The following is a 20,213-nucleotide window of genomic DNA, read 5'->3' as shown; positions in this document are numbered from 1 at the left end:
TATGCTGGGCACCTTGCGACGATGCAGCCTCCGCGAACAAGTTTCCTCATGGGGACTCGGCGGCCAAGGTAGCCGAAAAGTCCTCGACCTCCTGGAAAACACGGCCGCTCTGGCGGCCTAAACTGCGAAACTCGAACTCAGATGCCGTCAAGAAAAACAACAGGCAGGCAAAAACCGCCAAGAGGAAAGGAAACACGCCCGTTAGGAGAACCAGTGCCGCCACGTCCTGCCGTCGCGAGATAAGCCTTGCCCATACGTACAAGATCGTGACCGAGAGTAAAAGAAAACTGAAGCCGATCACCCACTCGCGATAACCGGCATCGCGCCGCACTGCCGCGACAACCGCTGCTTCTAGAGCGACGAGAGTGATGACGGCAAAGAGCGAACGAAGCCCGAATCGCATTCCGGTCTTGCTAACTTGCTCACCCGGTTTGCCGTTCATCATTCATCACTCATCGTTCATCATTTCCTACAGCGTCGGCCCGATGCTCCACGGCACAAACTCTTCCTCGCCGATGCCGTGCTGCTCGCTCTTCGTCTTGCGGCCGCTGGCCACTTCCAGGATGAAGTCGAAAATCTCGCGGCCGACTTCCTCGACCGGCGTGCCTGACAAGATGCGGCCGGCGTCGATATCCATATCGTCGATCATCCGCTCGTACATCGGCGTGTTCGTGGCGATCTTGATCGATGGGGTCGGCTTGCAGCCATAGCAACTGCCGCGGCCGGTGGTGAAACACACCACGTTCGCCCCGCTCGCCACCAGGCCCGTAACGCTGGCCGGGTCGTAGCCGGGCGAATCCATGAACACGAACCCGCGCGTCGTGATTGGCTCGCCGTAGAGAAACACGCCCGACAGTGGCGCGACGCCCCCCTTGGCCGTGGCGCCGAGCGATTTTTCGTAGATCGTGGTCAGCCCGCCGTCCTTGTTGCCCGGGGAAGGGTTGTTGTCGAGTTTGGCGCCGAACGCGCCGGTGTATCGCTCCCACCAGTGGATACGCTCGACCAGTTTTTCGCCGATCGCGCGGGTCCGGGCGCGCCGTGTGAGCAAATGCTCGGCACCGTACACCTCCGGCGTTTCGGTGAGGATCGACGTTCCGCCAGCTCCGACGATCATGTCGCTGGCGGCGCCGAGTGCCGGATTGGCCGTGATGCCCGAGTTGCCGTCTGATCCGCCGCAGTTCATGCCCAGGATGATTTCGCTGGCCGGAATCGATTGCCGGCGAATGTCGTTCACCTGCGGCAACATGGCGGCGATCTGCCGCTGCGCCGCTTCCAAAGTTTTGGTCGTGCCGCCGCAATCCTGCAGGTTGAAAATCGGCGGCAGCTTGCGCGGCTGCGCACCCAGTTGCACCAGTCCGCCGTTTTCGACCAGGTACGACATGGCGCCCGTCTCGCACCCCAGCCCGATCAGCAGGTAGCCGCCAATGTTTGGGTGTTTGGCAAAACCGGCCAGGACGCGGTTCAGTTGCTCGTGATCTTCGCCGCCGTATTGCAGCCCGCAGCCTCCTTTGTGCGTCAGCGGCAGAATGCCATCGACGTTCGGATAGCGGGCCAGCAGTTCGCGATCGAACCGCTGGGCGATGTACTTGCTGACCGACGCTGAGCAATTCACGGTCGAGATCACGGCCAGATAATTGCGCGTGCCCACCCGGCCGTCGGCGCGGCGGTAGCCCTGGAACGTGCGTCCCTCGATCGCGGCGGGCTCGGGCGGAATCTCGCTGGCGTACGCGTAGTCGCGGGCAAATTCACCGGCCGTCAAGTTGTGAACGTGTACCCAATCGCCCGGGTCGATGTCGGTCGTGGCAAAACCGATGGTTTGGCCGTAGCGGATCACCCGCTCGCCCTTGCGAATCGCTGCAAGCGCGATTTTATGCCCCAGTCGCACCCGACCGGTCAGCGTTACGGTCGTGGGGCCGGCCGTAACCTCGGTTCCTTGCTCCAGGTCGCGTGCGGCGATGCATACGTTGTCGTCGCGGTGCATCAGGATTACGTCGACCGTCGCGGCGGCAGTGGCCATAGGGTGGGCATCCTAGGGTGGGGTAAGGCAGGGGAGAAGCGGCCTCGGAAAGTCAGCTTATCGGTGGGGTTACGATGTCGCAATCTGGGCCAGCTTTTCGGTCAGGAAAGGCCCAATCCCGGCAATTCCGTGGGAATCATTTCCGCCGTACCGACGTCTATAATGAAGAGTGAAGTGATATGATGGCGATGGCGGCCGACCGTCGAAAATGCGTCCGTCGGCGCCCCCAAGCGAATAGAGGAGCGCGGTCGAGAAGTCCGGCAAGCGATTTTCGGCGGCGGCGACCGATTCGGGAAGAGAGTCGATGGCGACAGTATCAGGAACGCCCGAGGCACGCGAACCGGCCACGCGGACGACCGTCCGCCACGTCGACTACGACAAGTACATCGACAAGCAATTACGGAAGACGCGGCGCCAGGTTCGCGCCGTCGACCTGGCCAGCGCCATCCTCGTTCTATTGGCCGGCGTGCTCGGCTATCTGATGGCGGCCGCGCTCGTTGACCATTGGCTGTTTACCGGCGGGCTCGGTTACACGGGCCGAACGCTCGCCTGGGCTATCTGCCTGACGGCCTCGGTCGTCTGGACCGGCTATATCCTGGTGCCGCTTGTGTTCCGGCGGATCAATCCCGTCTACGCCGCGCATGCCATCGAAGAGAGCCGGCCGACATTGAAAAACAGCCTGGTGAACTTTTTGCTCCTGCGCGAACGGGGCGAAAAGGTCGCGCCGGGCGTAATGTCCGCGATCGAGCAGCAGGCCGCTACGCGGTTGTCGCAGGTCACGATCGAGCATGCCGTCGATCGGACGAAGCTCGTGATCCTCGCCTGGGTCCTGTTGGGCGTGGTCGCCCTGTGCGCGATCTATAAGGTGGCATCGCCGAAAGATCCGCTCCGCTCGTTCGAGCGCGTGATTGCGCCTTGGGCCGATATTCCTTCGCCGACGCGTGTCGAGATTACTTCGGTCGACCCCGGTAGCACTAAGATATTCCGCGAGGGCTTCGTCAAAGTCTCGACCACCGTCAACGGGCTGCGGTCAGGCGAAGAAGTCACGCTCTACTACTCAACCGCCGACGGCCAGATGGTCGATCAGGCCGTGCCGATGAACGGCGACGGCTTCACGTTCACCGGAGAACTGCCCCCATCGGCCGGCGGCTTGCAGCAGGATCTCGACTATTGGGTCAAGGCCGGCGATGCCACGAGCCGCCGCTTCCACGTGCGCATGCTGCAAACGCCGTCGATCGTCGTTGATCGCGTGACGTACGACTATCCGGCCTACACCGAAATGACCCGCCGCACGGTCGAACGCCAGGGGGACCTGGCGGGCTTGGAGGGAACGCGGGTCACGATCGAGGCGTCGGCCAACGACACGATTTCGTCGGCGTTTGTCGATTTTGAATGCGACGGCACCCGTGACTTGCCGATGCAAGTTCACGACCGGCAGGCGTCGATCACGTTTCCGCTGCAGTTGCGCAAAGGGACCACCGAGGCCGAATACGCCAGCTATCAGTTGCACTTCGTGAACGCCGACGGCGCGGAGAATCCCAAGCCGATCCGCTACAAGATCGAAGTCACGGCCGATCTGCCGCCGGATATCCGGTTCACCGAGCCCGAGGTGACGCAATCGACCGAGATCACGCTGGCGCCGGGCGAAGTTTTGAAAATGGCCGTATCGGCCATGGATCCGGATTTCAAGCTCGCCGGCGTGACGCTGGTGGCCGAGAAAATGGGGCAAAGGGTCGAGCACCCGCTCTTGCCAGCGCCCCAGGCGGGACCGTTCAGCGCTTCGTTCCTGTTCGACACGAAGAAGGTCAAGCTATCGCCGGGCGATACGGTGATGTACTGGGCCGAAGCGGTCGACAACAAACATCCCGAGCCAAACCGCGTCGAGACGCCGCATTACGCGCTGCGCATCGCGACGCCCAAGCCCGAGCGGCCACCGCAGGCGCGCGACGAGCAGAAACCGGGACAATCTCCTTCGGCACAGCAGAATCCCGACAATCGCCGGCCGCCCGGGGGCGATCAGAACGACCCGAACCGTGAGAAGCGCGACAACCCGGCCGACAAAGACGATCCTCGCGAGCGCGAGAATCGCCGTGGCAAGCCCGAGGACCAGACGCCCCGCGATCCGCAGAACCGCCGGGCGGGCGATAACGCCGCGGCCGAGCGCCGGCCCGACGAGCGACAACCGCAGGACGAGCGTCGCCCGAGTGGAGAGCGCGATCCGGAACGCCCTGGCGCGAACGAGCAGGACCGAGAGTCCGCGCCGCAAAAGAACAAGGGGACCGAAGAGCCGAACAACAAACAAGGCAAGCGGCCGCCCGAAGCGCCCGAAGATCGTCGCGTCGACCCGGATGCCGATCCGGGCACGGCGTTCGACAAAATCCAGAACCGCATGCGCGAGGAGCAACAGAAGAGGCAGAACAAGCCGGACCAGGATGTCCCTCGCGCCGATCAAAACAACCAAAAGCAAGACGCGCAGAACAAGCAGCCGCAGAAGAAGCAGGATCAGCGCAAGCCGGATCGAAAGAAAAACGACCAGCAGCAGAACCCTCAAGACCAGCAACCCGATCAGCAGCAGAACCAGCCGCAAGGGAATCAAGATCAGCTGAACCAAGGGCAACAAGGCGAAGCGCAAGACAACCAAGATCAACAGAACCAGCAACAAGGCGGCGGCCAGCAAGGAGATCAACAGCAGCCAGGGCAGGGGGGCAACCAGAAAAAACAAGGCCAGGGACAGGATCAGACCCAGGGCAATCAGGGACAGAACAACCAGGGTCAAAACGAGCAGCAGGATCCCAGCGGCGGCCAACAAGGGAATGAGTCAGGAGGCGGACAAGGCAACCAAGGGGGCGGCCAACAGGGCGGCGGACAGCAACAGCAAGGTGGTGGCAATCAGCAAAGCGGCAGCCAACAAAACGCTGGACAACAGAACGGCGGTCAGCAAGGCGGCTCGCAAAATCAGAATCAGTCCGGCGGCCAGCAACGCGGCAAAGGACAACAAAACGGCAAAGGCCAGCAAGGCACCGGCCAGCAAGGCGCGCAAGACCAGTCCGGCGGTGAGCAGAGCGGCCAGGAGCAGCAGGGCAGCGATGCGCAGAACGCGCAAAACCAGCCGGGCAGCAACAACCGGGGGCAGAAGAATCAACGATCCAATAATGCGGGCCGGAATCAGCCGGGTCAGCCGCAGGAACAACAAGGGCAGGGCGAAAATCAGCAGAACGGCGCCAACCAGCAGGGCGGCGCCAACCAGCAAGGCGGCGCCGAACAGGGCAAGGGCGCGCAGCAGGGCAAGAATCAAAACCGCGGCGGCAATCAGCAAACCGGGCAACAACCAAAGAATGGCGAAAAGCGATCCGGAGCCGACCAGCAACAAGCCGGTGATGAGAACGGGGGCGATCCCAAGCAGCAGGGCGCCAACGATCAAAACAAGAAGTCAGCCGGAAAGCGCGGTGCGCAACAACAACAGGATCAAACGCAGCCGGGCATAGACGATCGACAGCAGGGGGATCAGGAAGGACAGCCCGACCAAAAGCAAAACGGCCTGAAGCAGCAAGGACAAAAAGGGCAGGGCGCCCAGGGCAAGCCGGATCAGAACCGTGACCCGAACGCGGCCGGTGATCAGAACGCGCCTGGTGAGCAGGACCAGCAGCAAAAGGCGAACGGGCAGGGTGGATCGCCCGACGGCAACAAGAATCCAAAGCAAGGCCAACCCGAGAAGTCAGGCGCAGCGGGCGGGCAGCAAAAGCAAGATCACGAAGAGAACGAGCAAAGCGGCAACCAGGACGGCAAGAACGGTCAACAAGGCGCCGGCAAGCAATCGCAACAGCAGAAGCCCGACGGAAAGCAAGGTGCCTCCGGCAATCAGCAGCAAGGCAAGGCGCCGACCGACAAACAAGATCCATCGGGCCAGCCGAACGGTAGCGGCGCGCCCGACAAGAAGCAGTCTCAACAGGGTAAGCAACCCTTGGACCAGCAACAGACGGGCGACGAACAAAACGCTTCGCAGCAACCCGGCAACAAGCCAAACGCGAAGCAAGGGCAGGGGGGCGCCGGCCGGGGCCCCGAAGATGAGCAACAAAAGCAACAGTCCGGCAACAACCAAAAGCAGCAGGATCAACAAGGCGGTAGCGGCGACGACAACACGCAAGGCGACGCCGGCGGCGGCCACGGCAGCGACGACCAAAAAAGTCCTCCCTCGCCGATGGAGGATAGCGCCCACCGGCCACGCGACAAGACGCCGGGCAAGGGAGAACCGCCGGAGAAATCTTCGCAGCAAGATCCCGACGCGCCTTCGCAGAGTCAGCAGCAATCCGACAGCAGCAAGGGGCAAAAGGGAGAACAAGACGGCGGCGGTGGTAAAGGGGGCGGACAGCGCAGCGACAGCCCTGGCAAGGGTTCCGCCGGTCAGAACACCGGCGCCGACGAAGGAGGCGGCAAGGCCGACCAGCAGGGTAAGGGTGAAACCTCCAACAGCGGCGGCAACCAACAACAAGACCAGGGTGCCAACAACGGCGCCTCGAGCGGCCAAAAGGGGCAGGGCTCGCACCAATCATCCAACCAAGACGGCAGCGGCCAGCAGCCGGGGGGCCAGGCATCGCGCGATGGCGGCGCCGGCCAGAGAAACAATCAGACGCCAGGCGCCGGTCGCCCGACGGGTGGTGGCGGTCTGGCCGGGCCCGACGCCGAGGAACCGACCGGCCCGCCGCCAGCACGTCCCGAAACCGGCGAGGACGAAGCGAACCTCGAATACACGAAGAAAGCCACGGACCTGGCGATCGAGTATCTCAAGGATCAACTGGCCAAGGGCAAGCCAGACCAGAAGTTGCTTGATGAGCTCAAGTGGACGCCCGACGACATGCGCCGCTTCGTCGATCAATGGGAGCGCTTCAAGAAGCAGGCCGATAGCGCCGACCCGGCCACGCGCAAGAACATGGAAGAGAAGATGAAGAGCCTGGGGCTGCGTCCGCGGGGGACGACGCTCAAGGGAGGCCAGACGCACGAGGCCCGCTCGCCCAGCGTGCGCGAGTCACGCCGTAGCGAACCGCCCCCCGAATACGCCGATCAATACAGGGCGTATACTACCGGAACGGCCAAGGGCGCGCGGCCCGACGGGAAGTAGGTAGTTGCAGGCTTGTCATGTCGACGAGCCCTCCCCTTCGGCCGAGCAATCGTCGCTTTCAAGAATTCTGTCGGCTTCGCGATGGCTGATCCCACGCCCCGTTACCTGGTGCCTTTTCACCCCAAGCGGGTGCCGCACCACTTTACCGACTTGCTGATCATCGGTGGTGGTCTGGCCGGTTTGCGCGCGGCGTTGGCGGCCGATCCGCGGCTGAGCGTGCTGGTGATCACCAAGGACAGCATCCGGCAGTCGAACAGTAATTACGCGCAAGGGGGTATCGCCGGCGTCTTGGATCCGGAGGACCGGTTCGAGAATCACGTGGCGGATACTTTGCGTGCCGGCGGCGACCTGTGCGATGAAGGCGTCGTCGAGATGGTGGTGCGCGAAGCGCCCGAGCGAATTCACGAGCTGATCGCCTGGGGTGCAAAGTTCGACGAGGAATCGGGTGCCCTGGCCCTCGGACGCGAAGGAGGCCACAGCCACGATCGCATCGTACATGCGCTGGGCGACGCGACAGGGCGCGAAGTGATGCGCGCCGTGATCGAACGCGTAAACAGCCTTCCGAATCTCGAAACCTGGCAGAACACCTGCACGCTCGATCTCTTGACCAGCGACGGCGCGTGCCGCGGGGCGCTCGTGTGGAACGAATCGCACGGCAAGACGTTGGTGTGGGCCAAGCAGACGATCCTGGCCACCGGCGGCGCAGGACAGGTCTATCGCGAGACCACGAATCCCGAAGTCGCCACGGGCGACGGCCATGCCTTGGCTTATCGCGCCGGGGCCGAGCTGCGCGACATGGAATTCATGCAATTCCATCCCACGGTCCTGTACATCGCCGGCAGCAGCCGCAACCTGATTACCGAAGCCATGCGCGGCGAAGGCGCGCTGTTGGTCGATCGCAACGGCGTCCGGTTCATGCCCGAGTACGACGATCGGGTCGAGCTCGCGCCGCGCGACGTGGTGAGCCGCGCGATCGTGACGCAGATGGAAAAGACGCGGCATCCGAATGTTTATCTGGATCTGTCGCATCTCGACCCAAAACGAGTGCGAACGCGCTTTCCCGGTATCGCCGCGGTGTGTGCCGAGTTCGGCATCGACATTACGCGCGATCCGATTCCGGTGCGCCCTGGTGCGCACTACATGATCGGCGGTGTGACGGTCGATCACGAAGGCCGCACCACCCTGCCCGGCCTGTGGGCTGCCGGCGAGGTCACGTCGAGCGGCCTGCACGGCGCGAATCGCCTGGCATCGAACAGCCTGCTCGAAGGGCTTGTCTATGGTGCCCATGCCGGCGAAGGCGCTTCGCGCGCCGCCGCGGCGATTGGAGATGACTACCGCGCAGTGCCGCTGGCGAATGCCGCGGTGTCCGACGTGGGAGAACCGTTGGACCTGGCCGACATTCGCAATTCGCTGAAGAGCCTGATGTGGCGCGAGGTCGGCGTCCGCCGCGATCGCACCGGGCTGGCCGAGGCCGCCCAGATGATCGATCGCTGGTGCGGCTACGTCCTGAACCGGCAATTTGCCGATCCGTCGGGCTGGCAATTGCAGAACATGCTGTGCGTGGCGCGGTTGATGACCGGGGCGGCACTAGCGCGCGACGAAAGCCGGGGCGTACACCTGCGCACGGACTTTCCTAAGACCGACAACGAGCGTTGGCGTCGGCACATATCCTTCCGCCGACAGTAGCGTTACAAGCCGCCCGCGCCCGGGCGCGGCCGCGCTTCGCGAGCTACTCTTCTGGTGCCACCGAGCGTGCTCGTGCCGGCGAACCGTCGCCACGCGGCGCCCGTAGGTATGGACACAGGAGTAGGGGGGCATTAACTTCTTTAGCGACCCTCGCGGAGGGGGTCCGCCGGCCGAGGAATGGCCGGTTTCCGGCGGGCCCAGGCTGCGGCCGCCGAACTTGTTTCGTAACCTGTTGGCAGGGAGAAACTTGATAATGAGTCAATCGCCCACGAAAGGGCAGCCAGGCCCGGCCATGATCGAGGCCCTGGGGCTGTCCAAGTTCTACGGCGATTTCGCCGCCACCCGCGACGTCACTTTCAAAATCCATCAGGGCGAGGTCGTGGCTTTTCTGGGTCCCAATGGGGCCGGCAAAAGCACGACCATGAAGCTGCTCACCGGATACCTGGCCCCTTCGGCCGGCTCGGCCCGGATCGCCGGACACGATATGGCGACCGATCGGTTGGCCGGTGCGGCACGTCTGGGGTATTTGCCGGAGAACGGCCCGCTGTACCCGGACATGACTCCCCGGACGCTCCTGGAGTTTTTCGCCGATGCGCGCGGTCTAAGCGCCGCGCATAAGCGCGAGCGCATCGCGGCTGTCATCGATCAATGTGCCCTGGGTGCCGTGATCGGGAAGGCCATCGGCAAGCTATCCAAGGGGTACCGGCAACGCGTGGGCATGGCCCAGGTGCTGTTGCACGAGCCGGACGTGCTGATCCTCGACGAGCCCACGGCCGGTCTCGATCCGAACCAGATTCGCGAAGTGCGCGAAACAATCCGCCGGCTGGGCGAGAACAAGACGATCCTGCTATCGACACACATTCTTCAAGAGGTCGACGCGATGTGCAGCCGGGTGCTGTTCATCGACGAGGGACGGCTCCGCTACGACGGAACCCCCGCCGACCTGACGAGCGACGGCAAGCCGCTCGACGAACATTTCCATGAGTTGACCACAAGCGAAGCGTAACGGTACGGCCGGCGCGTCGGCCCGGTTGGTGGTCATGGCGACGGCCGGTTGCCTGAGAACTCGAATCCCGTGCTCCGCCAGCTTCGGAGCGATCGCAAAACTTTTTCGTGGTTTGCACTGCCCATGAATCTCAACGTCATCAGCGCCATTTTTCGGCGGAATTTTTTCAGTTACTTCGCTAACCCGACGGGTTATGTGTTCATCTGCGTTTACGTGCTGTTGAGCTCGTTCGCGGCCTTTTGGCCGAACGAGTTCTTCAACTCGAACCTGGCGAACCTCGATCAACTAAATAAATACCTGCCTTACATCCTGCTGGTCTTCATTCCGGCCATCACGATGAGCATCTGGGCCGAGGAGCGGCGGCAGGGGACCGATGAGCTGCTGCTGACCATCCCGGCCAACGACCTGGACGTGGTGCTGGGCAAGTACCTGGCGTCGGTGGCGATTTTCTCCGTGGCCTTGCTCTTTTCGCTGTTCTGCAATTTCGTGGTGCTGGCCCGACTTGGATCGCCCGACCTGGGGCTTTTCACTGCCACTTACGTCGGTTATTGGTTCGTGGGACTGGCAATGCTGGCCGTCGGTATGGTGGCCAGTTTCTTGACCGGCAACCTGACAGTGGGCTTCGTTTTGGGCGCGCTCTTCAATGCACCCTTGGCCTTTGCCTCGTCGGCCGAAGTCATCATGCCGCCGAAGTTGGCGCAAGCGGTAAAGGGTTGGAGCCTGGCGAGCCAATTTCGCGATTTCGGCCGCGGCGTGATCAGTCTGTCGAGCGTCGGCTTCTTCCTGCTGATCGTCGTGGCGATGCTCTACCTGAGCATGCTCTTGATCGGCCGCCGCCACTGGCAGGGGGGCAAGGACGGTAAGTCGATGAGCGGTCATTACTTCGTGCGCGCCGTGTCGCTCGTTTTGGCCGCCGCTGGTATTGTGCTGATCAGCCAGCGCTTCGATCGCCGTTTGGATATCAGCAGCGAGGAGCTCAGCAGCCTGTCGCCCAAGACCCGCGCCTTGATCAAGGATCTCGATCCCAAGCATCCCGTGCAGATCGACGCTTACATCAGTCCCACGGTGCCCGAGTCGTACGTCGAGACGCGCTTGAACCTGTTGTCCGCCCTGCGCGAGTTCGAGGCCGCCAACCGCAGCAAGATCATCGTCAACATCCATGACACCGAGCCGTTGAGCGAAAACGCCGACCGCGCCGAGCAGCAGTTCGGTATCGTCGGCCGGCGCGTGCTCTCGCGGGCTCGAGGCGCTATTACCGAAGACGAGATTTATCTGGGCCTGGCATGCACGTCGGGCTTGAACAAGGTGGTGATTCCGTTCGTCAATCGCGGCATCCCGGTCGAATACGAGCTGGCCCGTTCGGTGTGTACCGTCAGCCAGCAGAAGCGCAAGCGGATCGGTGTATTGACAACCGACGCCAAGCTCTTCGGCGGTTTCGATCAGCAGACGTTCCGTCCCACGCCCGAAGAACCGCTGATCGAGGAATTGAAGAAGCAATACGACGTGGTGCAGGTCAGCGCCGACGCGCCGATCAACGAAACGTACGATGCGCTTCTGGCCGTGCAGCCTTCGTCGTTAGGGCAGGAGCAGATGAACAATTTCATCGACGTCGTGCGGCGCGGTCAGCCCACGGCGATCTTCGAAGATCCCTTTCCTCTGTTGGCCCACGGCGTGCCGGCCACCAGCGCCGAGAAGCAGCCGGCCGGCGGCATGATGGGCATGCAGCAGCGGCCGATGCCGAAGGGAAATATTCAACCGCTGTGGGACCTGCTGGGGGTCGATTTCTCGGCCGCGCAGGTCGTATGGCAGGACTACAACCCCTTCAAGAAGTTCCTCGAGTTTCCGATCGAGTTCGTATTCGTCGACACTGGTTTGGACGCCAATCGCGTTTTCGATCAACAGGACGCAATTACCTCGGGCCTGCAAATGCTCTTGTTTGCCTTCCCGGGCTACGTGCAGAAGCTGAACGCCTCGCCGTTGGAATTCGAGGAGCTGGTCAAGACCGGCACCAAGACCGGCACCGTGGCCTATGATCAGATCCTCATGCCGGCCTTCTTTGGCTCGGGCGGCGGATTGAATCCCAACCGCCGCTGGATCGGCACCGGACAGGAATACACGATCGCGGCCCGCATTCATGGAAAACCCAACGCGCCGCCGCAGGCCGACGGGGCCGACAAGGATGCAGCGGCGAAAGTGCCAGAGATCAACGTCGTGCTGGTGGCGGATATCGATCCTTTGTACCGCGACTTTTTCGAGCTGCGGGCCCAGGGGAACGATCCTGACCGCGAATTGAATCTGAATGCCGATGACGTAACCTTCGTCTTGAACACGCTCGACGAGCTGGCGGGCGATGACCGCTTCATCGAGATTCGCAAGCGCCGCCCGCAGCATCGCGTGCTCTCGCGCATCGAAGACCGTATGGATTCGGCGCGCGAAGCGAGCATTCAAAAGCGGAAAAAGTTCAACGAGGAATACGACCAGGCGATCGCCAAGGCGCAGCAGGCCCTCAGCGACAAGGTCGAGGAGTTGAAGAAGCAGGGGGGCGACACAAAATCCATGCTGCAGCAAGTAGCGATGGCCCAGGCCGCCGGCCAGGCGAAGCTGGATCGCGATACGGCGGACCTCAAGAAAAAGCGCGATGCCGAGATCGCCAGCATCGATAAGGACCTGGCGCGGCAAGTCCGTTCGGTTCAGGACTGGTACAAGCTGTGGGCCGTGATTCTGCCGCCGATTCTGCCGCTATTGTTCGGACTGGCCGTGTTCTTCAACCGTCGCGCGAAAGAACGCGAAGGCGTCGCCCGCAGCCGCCTACGCACATAGAGATTCTGCTTCCTCCTTCTTTCTTTATTGGCTACTGCCTACCGCCTACTGCTTACTATTACCAATCATGAGCGAAAACAATAAAACACTCACGTTCGTGGCTTCGGCCGTGGTGCTCTTGTTGGCGGCGTGGATGCTGCGACCGGCCCCCGCCTCGATCGAGCGGCAGGACGACATCGGTCAGGAATTCTTCCCCGATTTCAAGGATCCGCTTGCTGCGACGAGCCTCGAGGTTGTGGAGTACGACGAGGCGTCGGGCGGACTGCGCCCCTTCAAGGTGGCCCAGGTGAACGGCGTGTGGTCGATCCCCTCGCACGAAGGCTACCCGGCCGACGCCAAAAACCAGCTCGAACAGGCCGCGGTGGCCGTCATGGGCTTGGAAAAGCTGTCGATGGTTTCCGAATCGCCCAAGGATCAGGAAACCTACGGCGTTGTCGATCCGGACGCGAGCAAGCTGGAAGCCGGCGCCGCGGGCGTGGGCAAGCGCGTCACACTCGAAGACAAGAATGGCAACCTGCTGGCCCAGATCATCATCGGCAAGAAGGATCCCGATCGGCCCGAATTGCACTATGTGCGCGTGCCGGGCCAGGACCGCATTTACCGCGCGGTGGTCAAAACCGACAAGCTGTCGACCAAGTTCCAGAACTGGATCGAGGAAGACTTGCTGAAGTTGAACGCCTTCGACGTCAAGCAGGTCGTGATGGATGACCACAGCGTCGACGAATTGAATCAACGGCTCATCCAGCGCGGCCTGACGATCGTCGATTTCAACAACAAGGATTCGAAGTGGACGCTGGAAAAGATGGAAGCGACGGATCCCGCCACGGGCAAGTGGGAAGAAGTGACGCTCAAGGAAGACGAAGAGCTTGATACGCAGAAGCTGAACGACTTGAAAACCGCGCTTGACGATCTGAAGATCGTCGACGTCCGGCACAAGCCGGCTGGTCTCAGCAAGGATCTCAAAGCGGGCGAAGAACTCGTGGCCGATCGCGCCACGCGCCAGGCCCTGCAGCAGCGGGGCTTTTACTTGGCGCCAGTCGAGGGTGGTTTCGCGTTGTTCTCGAACGAAGGCGAAGTTCGTTGCGGCCTGAACGACGGCGTCGAGTACATCTTGCGGTTCGGCGAGATCGCCGGCCAAAGCACGGACGAGGACGACGACGACAAGAGCGCCGAGAAGAAAGACGGCGATGCCGAAGGCAAGAAAGAAGGCGAAGCGGAAGACGCCGCCAAGGCCGATGAGAAGGATAAGGACGGGAGCAGCAAGGACGGCAAGGACAAAGGCGTCGACCGTTATATCATGGTCACCGCGCAGTTCCGCCAGGACTTGATTCCGAAGCCCGAGTTGCAACCGCTGCCCGAGGGGGCCGAAGAATTCGAAGAGAAGCCGGCCGAGGGCGAGGTAAAGTCAGCCGACGGCGAAACGAAGCCAGCCGAAGGCGAGAACAAGCCGGCCGACGCAACAGAAACGAAACCTGCCGGCGAGACGCCGAAGGAAGAAGCTGCGCCGGCCGAAGCACCCAAGGAAGCGCCGAAGAACGATTCCTCGCGCTTCGGCCCGGGCGACGAGAACCTCTTGGCCGTGGCTGACGACGCGGCGGCTACCATCGAACTCGCCCAAGCTCCGGCGGCGGCGTCGCAAGAGAATGCAGCTCCGGTGGCCGAAACGCAAACTGACACCCAGCCGGCAGCCGCGGCCCCCGCCGGTGAGGCCAAGCCCGCCGCCCCGGTCGATCCTGACGCTGCGGCCGAGGCCGAGGAAAAAGCCCGGGCGGCCAAGCGTGCCGAGGTCAAGCGCATCAAGGAAGACAACAAGCGCAAGGAAGACGAATACAACAAGAAGATTGCCGACGGCGAAAAGCGCGTAAAGGAGCTCAACGAGCGCTTTGCCGACTGGTACTACGTCATCTCGGACGGCACCTACAAGAAGATTCACATCAGCCGCGACCAGGTCATCAAGAAAAAGACCGAAGCAGCGGCGCCGGCCGGTCAAGGCAACAGTCCGTTGAACCTCGACGCCCTAAAGGGCTTGCAGGGGTTGCCGCAAGGGGCGCCGCAGTAAGTGCTGAGTGATGAGTGCGGAGTGCTGAACGAAAGAGGGAGCGTACCTTGGAATGACGACGGCTGAATCGGGAAGTCCTCCCGCTCAGCACTCATCACTTCGCGCTCAGCGCTTCACGACGTCTCTTCGCCGATTTCGCGTAGCAGGTCGAACGTGTAAATGCCTGAGTCGTGGCCGTCGCTGAATTCGATTGAATAGGCGTAATGTCCGACCGGCTTCATGCTCGTCAGCTTCAGCGGCTGAGTTTCGGCCTGTGATAGCACCGTAAGCGACGTCGCGGGCGGTGGCGGTGCGGCCCGCAGTTCACGGCACGTCGCGCAAGGGCATTCGTCGCGCAGCTCGCGGACCGGGTAGCGACGCGTCACGCCGTCGCTCCACTCGATGCGCACGGCCCCGTCGGCGAGCAAGGAAAGTTTCGTTGGATGAACGGGCATGTTTCGTATTTGTCTTGTAGGGTGCCCTGCGGGCACCGCGAGCGGTTTGCGAATCTTGGTGCGCACAGCGCACCCTACTTTTCGCGCGGGCCCGAATCCGGCTAACCAAGCTCCGCCAATGCGGCCAGCAGCCGGTCGACTTCGTCAGTCGTGTTGTAATGCAAAAGGCCGATCCGCACGACCCCCTCGGGCTCGAGTCCGAGCGCCTCGGTCAGCGGCAGCGCGTAGAAGTTACCGTGCCAGACGAAAATGCCCTGCTCGGCCAATCGCGCTGCCACGTCGCGCGCCGTGAGTTCCGCGTGCTTGATCGCCACGGTTGGCACGCGCTCGCCAAGCCGTGCCGTGCCAGGGATGCCCCACACTGCAAATCGCGGCAACTCGGCCAGGCCCGAGAGCAATCGCGCGGCAAGCTGCGTTTCGTACGTCGTGATCGCGGCAAAGGCTGCCGTGATCGCGGCCCGGCGTGCCGCGCGCGAAGGGTCGACGCTGCGCCCGAGATCGGCCAGGTATTCCACGGCCGCCAGTGTGCCCGCGATCCCTTCGTGGCTTTGTGTGCCGGTCATCCAGCGGTCGGGCAGCATATCGCCCGCCGGTCGTAGTTTGTAGGCCGGCAGCGTTTCCATTAACTCGCGCCGGCCCCATAGCACACCCACGTGCGGGCCAAAAAACTTATACGCCGAGCAGGCCAGGAAATCGCATCCCCAGCCGTCGACGTCGATCAGCCGATGCGGCGCGTAATGTACCGCGTCGAGGAACACCAGCGCGCCGGTCTGGTGCGCAAGCTCGACCATTTCGGTCACGGGATTGACCGTGCCGACGGCGTTCGAGGCGCAGCCCACCGCGACCAGCCGCGTGCGCGGCGACAGCAGCGCACGAAATTCATCGAGGTCGAGCGTGCAATCGTCCGGCCGCACGCTCAGGTGACGCACCGTGGCGCCGGCGTCACGCGCGGCCAGTACCCAGGGGGTGACGTTCGCGTCGTGATCCAGCCGCGTGACGATAATCTCGTCATCCGTTTTCCAGGTGCGCGCTAGCGCCCGGCTCAGCGCGAAAGTGAGCGTGGTCATATTCGCGCCGAAGGCGACGAGATTCGGGTCGCCGGTGCCCAGAAAATCGGCCACGGCCTCGCGGGCGGTGGCCAGCATCCGGTCGCTGTCCAAACTCGTGGCGAACAAACCACCATGGTTGGCGTTGCACTCAACCAGGTATCGAGAAATCGCGTCGATGACCGACAGCGGCACCTGGCTGCCGGCCGGCCCGTCGAAGTAAACCGCCGATCGCCCGCCGATCTCGCGCGCGAGCGCAGGAAACTGTTTGCGACAGGCAACCACATCCAGCGGGGCAACCTTACCGGCGATACTTACGTCGTGCAAAACTCGTCCTCCTTCCAATCCGTGACGAACATGCAGCCAGGGCTGTGGGTGAGGGCAATCTCGGGCGCCGCGGCCAGCAAAGCCAGTTGCGGCGTCACACCGCAAGCCCAGAATACCGGCAGCTCGTCGTCCGCGATCGTTACGCAATCACCGAAGTCGGGCCGCGATAGATCGGTAATCCCCAAAGCGGCCGGATCACCCACGTGAATTGGCGCGCCGTGCATCGTCGGATAACGGCCCGTGATCTCGACCACGCGGTCGATCTGATCCTCGCGATACGGGCGCATGCTTACCACCATTGGTCCGGCGAATCTGCCCGCAGGGTAACAATCGATCGACGTGCGATACATCGGCACGTTGCGCTGCTCTTGAATGTGACGCACCGGCAGGCCCGCCGCCTGGAGTGCCGTTTCGAACGTGAACGAGCAGCCCAACAGAAAGCCGACGAAATCGTCACGCCAGAGCGATACGACGTCGGTCGGCTCGCCTTCTTCGGCGTGACCGTGGCGAAACACCCGGTAGCGCGGTACGTCGCGGCGCAGGTCGGCGCCTGGGGCACTGCGCGCGGGTTCGAAGTTGCCCGGCGCGGTTTGTTCCAATAGCGGACAGGGGCGGCCGTTCAGCCGGCAGAATTCGGCAAAGTCGTTGGCGTCACGGGCCGGAAGAATGACCACGTTCGCTTGCACGTAACCGCGCGCAAGGCCTGCCGTGAAACCGGTCAGGCTACCGGCGCGGGCCGCGGCACGGACATCGCGCGGGTGAGCGGCAACTAGTGAGGCGGTGGTGGTCATCGTTCGTCGAAGATTCGCGCCCCTTTGCCTTCGAACCGCGGCAGCGTCCCTAGCGGAACAACGGCCACCTCGACCTTCAGGCCCAGCCGCAATTGTAATTCTTCGGCCACCCGCTGCGGCTTGTCGAGATGATCTTCGATCTCGACGAACAACTGGTCCATCTCGCCGCCTTTACGCGCGGTCACGCGATACTCCGAGACCTCGGGAAAGCTGCGCAGAATCTGATCGAGCGCGCTGGCGAAGATATTCACGCCGCGAATGATCATCATGTCGTCGACCCTGCCCAGCACGCCCCCTTCCAAGAGCACGAAGCGCGTGGCGCGATCGTCGGGCCAGGTGGGACGAACCAGGTCGCCTGTGCGATAGCGGATGACGGGGCTGCCGGCGCGGCCGAGCGTGGTGAGCACTAACTCGGCGAGATCACCCTCTTGCGCGGACCCGGCGTGATCGAGGGGGCGGAACTCGGCGAGGAATTGGGCCTCATTAACGTATAGCCCGCGCGCCGCTTCGTCGGCAAAACCCCAGGGGCCGATTTCCGTGGCGCCGGCATGGTCGAACACATGGGCTTGCCAGGCGTCTTCGATGCGATGGCGCACGGCCGGAACGGATCCGCCTGGCTCGCCGGCCAGCACCAGCACGCGCACGGGAAAGGCGCCCAGGTCGATGTTGCGGTGCCGTGCCGTTTCGGCCAAGTGCAGCGCGTAGCTGGGCGTGCAGAAGACGACCGTGGCCTCGGTGGCGCGCATCAGGTCGAGCCGCGCCAGCGTATTCATTCCCCCGCCGGGAACCACCTGGCAGCCGCGCGCCAGCGCCGCGTCGTGTGCGCTCCAGAAACCAACGAACGGCCCGAACGAGAAGGCGAAGAACGCGACATCCTGATGCGTGACGCCCGCCGCGTCGAGGATGTGATTCCAGCAATCCATCCACCACTGCCAGTCATCGGCCGTATCGAGCACGGCCAGCGGCCGGCCGCGCGTGCCCGAGGTCTGGTGATAGCGCACGTAGCGTTCGCGCGGCCAGGTTAGATTAGCGGCCCATCCCCCCGACCCCGGCGGCCCGAGCAATTCGTCCTTGAACGTGTAGGGAAGTTCGCTGAGTTGGTGGAGCGACACTAGCGGCAGCGTCGCCGAGGCGAGTTTGGTCGCATAGAAGGCATTCGCCGGCAGGATCTCCGCCAGAAGTGCGTTCAGGCGCTCGAGCTGATGCGCGGCCAACTGGGCCGGATCGAGCGATTCCAGGCGGCGGCGACTTTCGGGTGACGCGATCGGCATGTCAAAATCATAGAAGCACCTGGCACGAGTGACCAGCAGCCTCCGGCCGAACCCAAACGCCCGGCTGTGGTTGCGTGCCGCGGGGGCGATGCGGTAAGTTTGCACACTCGCTAGCGCGCTTCTTGCAGGCGCGCGTCGCCGACACGATTCCTCACTCCAGCAAACGCGCCCCGCATGGCTTCCTCGCCCTCGCCACCACGACGCTCGGCGCTCTTGATCATCTTCCTGACAGTTTTCATCGACCTGTTAGGATTTGGCATGGTGCTGCCGCTCTTGCCGATTTATGGGCAGCACTTCGCCGAGATGCACGGCTTCAGCGAGCAGCAAACGGGCATTGTCGTGGGCTTGTTGATGTCGAGCTTTTCGGCCATGCAGTTTTTGTTCCTGCCCATCTGGGGCCGGCTGAGCGATCGCTATGGACGGCGGCCGATCGTGATCCTCGGCCTGGCCGGCTCGACATTGTTCTACGCCATGTTCGGGCTGGCCACGGCGTGGCGCAGCCTGGCGGGCTTGTTCATCACGCGTATCGGCGCGGGCATCGCTGGCGCCACGATCTCGACGGCCCAGGCCTTTATCGCGGACTGCACAGGCAAGCACGAACGCGCCAAAGGCATGGCCCTGATCGGCGCCGCGTTTGCCTTGGGCTTTACCGTGGGACCGGTGCTGGGGGGCGCGGCGCTCTTGGCCGGCGGCGAGGCGGCGACGAGCCCCTGGCCCGGCTTTTTGGCAGCGGCGCTCTCGGGCGTTGCGCTATTGTTGGCGATTTTTCGGCTGCCGGAATCCTTGTCGCGCGACAGCGAAAGCGCCGCGCGTAGCTTATTCGATCGGCGCGGTTTGCATGCGGCCTTGTCGCGCCCCTCGATCGGGCTCTTGCTGCTCGCCTCGTTCGTGGCCGTGTTCTCCTTCGCGAATTTCGAATCGACGCTCTCCTTGCAAATCAAGCACATGGTGGGAAGCGACCGCGATCGCGATTTTGCCGAACGACTCGAAGACTCTTTGGAGCCGGCTCCCGTGGCACCGCCCGAAGGCGCGGCGACCGAGGCGATGCCCGCCACTCGCTCGGCGCCGCTGCGCGGGCTGATCTCCTTCGGCAAAAGTCTTGGTTACCGCGAAGCGGACAAGCTCACGCTCTTCGTCGTGCTGGCCACGTTTGCCTACCTGGGCATCATTCTTACGCTCGCCCAAGGCTTCCTCGTGCGCCGGCTGTCAGGCCGGATGACCGAAGGCAACATGGCCACCGGCGGCGCCGTGACGGCGATCCTGGGCTTTGTGCTTTTGGCCGTGGCGGCACAGCGGAATGATTTCACTTTGCTGCTGGAGGCGATGGCCTTGGAGGTGGTGGGTTTTGCCTTCGTAAACCCGTCGCTGCAATCGTTGCTCTCGCGCCGCAGCGATCCGCGCGAGCAAGGGAGCATCCTCGGCCTGGGGCAAAGCATGACGTCGCTGGCGCGCATCATGGGGCCGGTGTTCGGCGTCAGCCTGTTTGCGCGGGGGCACGACTTTCCCTATTGGGCGGCGACCGGGCTCATGGCGCTGGGGATCGTGATGATCGTTGTCGCGGCCCGCGGCGGACAGGATTTTGCCGAGACCCACGAAACGAAATAGCCGTCGCCGTACCGGGGATGCATTTCTGCCACACA

Annotated in this window: 12 protein-coding genes; 6 read left to right on the top strand and 6 right to left on the bottom strand. The window is 63.1% G+C overall.

From position 1 onward, the window contains the following. Positions 1-46 precede the first annotated feature (46 nt). Positions 47-445 (bottom strand): hypothetical protein, encoded by a 399-nt coding sequence (locus VHD36_21400; protein HVU89901.1) that lies wholly within the window; start codon positions 443-445, stop codon positions 47-49. A 24-nt stretch (positions 446-469) separates the two neighbouring features. After that, complete coding sequence (locus VHD36_21395; GenBank protein ID HVU89900.1) at positions 470-2,017, bottom strand: altronate dehydratase family protein; 1,548 nt, start codon at positions 2,015-2,017, stop codon at positions 470-472. A gap of 304 nt (positions 2,018-2,321) precedes the next feature. On the opposite strand from VHD36_21395, the gene VHD36_21390 reads away from it, so the two are divergent. The 5 genes from VHD36_21390 (at position 2,322) to VHD36_21370 (ending at position 14,704) form a co-directional block, all read left to right on the top strand. Next, on the top strand, positions 2,322-7,133 hold the full coding sequence (locus VHD36_21390) for a hypothetical protein (protein ID HVU89899.1): 4,812 nt from the start codon (positions 2,322-2,324) through the stop codon (positions 7,131-7,133). An 81-nt stretch (positions 7,134-7,214) separates the two neighbouring features. Next, entirely contained in the window at positions 7,215-8,819 is a 1,605-nt protein-coding gene (nadB, locus tag VHD36_21385; protein HVU89898.1) for an L-aspartate oxidase, read from the top strand. A 253-nt stretch (positions 8,820-9,072) separates the two neighbouring features. Further along, the gene (locus VHD36_21380) at positions 9,073-9,825 is read left to right on the top strand and encodes an ATP-binding cassette domain-containing protein (GenBank protein ID HVU89897.1); all 753 of its coding nucleotides are present in this window, start codon (positions 9,073-9,075) and stop codon (positions 9,823-9,825) included. 123 nt (positions 9,826-9,948) lie between these two features. Next, entirely contained in the window at positions 9,949-12,645 is a 2,697-nt protein-coding gene (locus VHD36_21375; GenBank protein ID HVU89896.1) for a Gldg family protein, read from the top strand. Positions 12,646-12,712: 67 nt separating this feature from the next. Continuing rightward, positions 12,713-14,704: a DUF4340 domain-containing protein gene (locus tag VHD36_21370; protein HVU89895.1), complete on the top strand. Its 1,992-nt coding sequence runs from the start codon at positions 12,713-12,715 to the stop codon at positions 14,702-14,704. A gap of 113 nt (positions 14,705-14,817) precedes the next feature. On the opposite strand, the gene VHD36_21365 is transcribed toward VHD36_21370, so the two are convergent. From VHD36_21365 to VHD36_21350, 4 genes are all read right to left on the bottom strand, one after another. After that, positions 14,818-15,138 (bottom strand): DUF971 domain-containing protein, encoded by a 321-nt coding sequence (locus tag VHD36_21365; GenBank protein HVU89894.1) that lies wholly within the window; start codon positions 15,136-15,138, stop codon positions 14,818-14,820. A gap of 101 nt (positions 15,139-15,239) precedes the next feature. Next, the gene (locus VHD36_21360; protein HVU89893.1) at positions 15,240-16,511 is read right to left on the bottom strand and encodes a cysteine desulfurase-like protein; all 1,272 of its coding nucleotides are present in this window, start codon (positions 16,509-16,511) and stop codon (positions 15,240-15,242) included. Then, positions 16,499-17,302 carry a putative hydro-lyase gene (locus VHD36_21355; GenBank protein HVU89892.1) on the bottom strand — a complete coding sequence of 268 codons (804 nt, stop codon included), beginning with the start codon at positions 17,300-17,302 and terminating at the stop codon, positions 16,499-16,501. Before VHD36_21355 ends, VHD36_21360 begins: the two co-directional genes overlap by 13 nt. Next, positions 17,299-18,573, bottom strand: a complete 1,275-nt coding sequence (locus VHD36_21350) for a phenylacetate--CoA ligase family protein (GenBank protein HVU89891.1) — start codon at positions 18,571-18,573, stop codon at positions 17,299-17,301. The genes VHD36_21355 and VHD36_21350 overlap by 4 nt, the downstream gene beginning before the upstream one ends. A 174-nt stretch (positions 18,574-18,747) precedes the next feature. Here VHD36_21350 and VHD36_21345 point away from each other — a divergent pair, with 174 nt between their 5' ends. Continuing rightward, positions 18,748-20,178: an MFS transporter gene (locus VHD36_21345; GenBank protein HVU89890.1), complete on the top strand. Its 1,431-nt coding sequence runs from the start codon at positions 18,748-18,750 to the stop codon at positions 20,176-20,178. The last annotated feature ends 35 nt before the right edge of the window (positions 20,179-20,213 follow it).

The sequence above is a fragment of the Pirellulales bacterium genome (assembly GCA_035546535.1).
GTDB lineage: Bacteria > Planctomycetota > Planctomycetia > Pirellulales > JACPPG01 > JACPPG01.
This window is presented reverse-complemented; position numbering and strand designations above follow the sequence as displayed.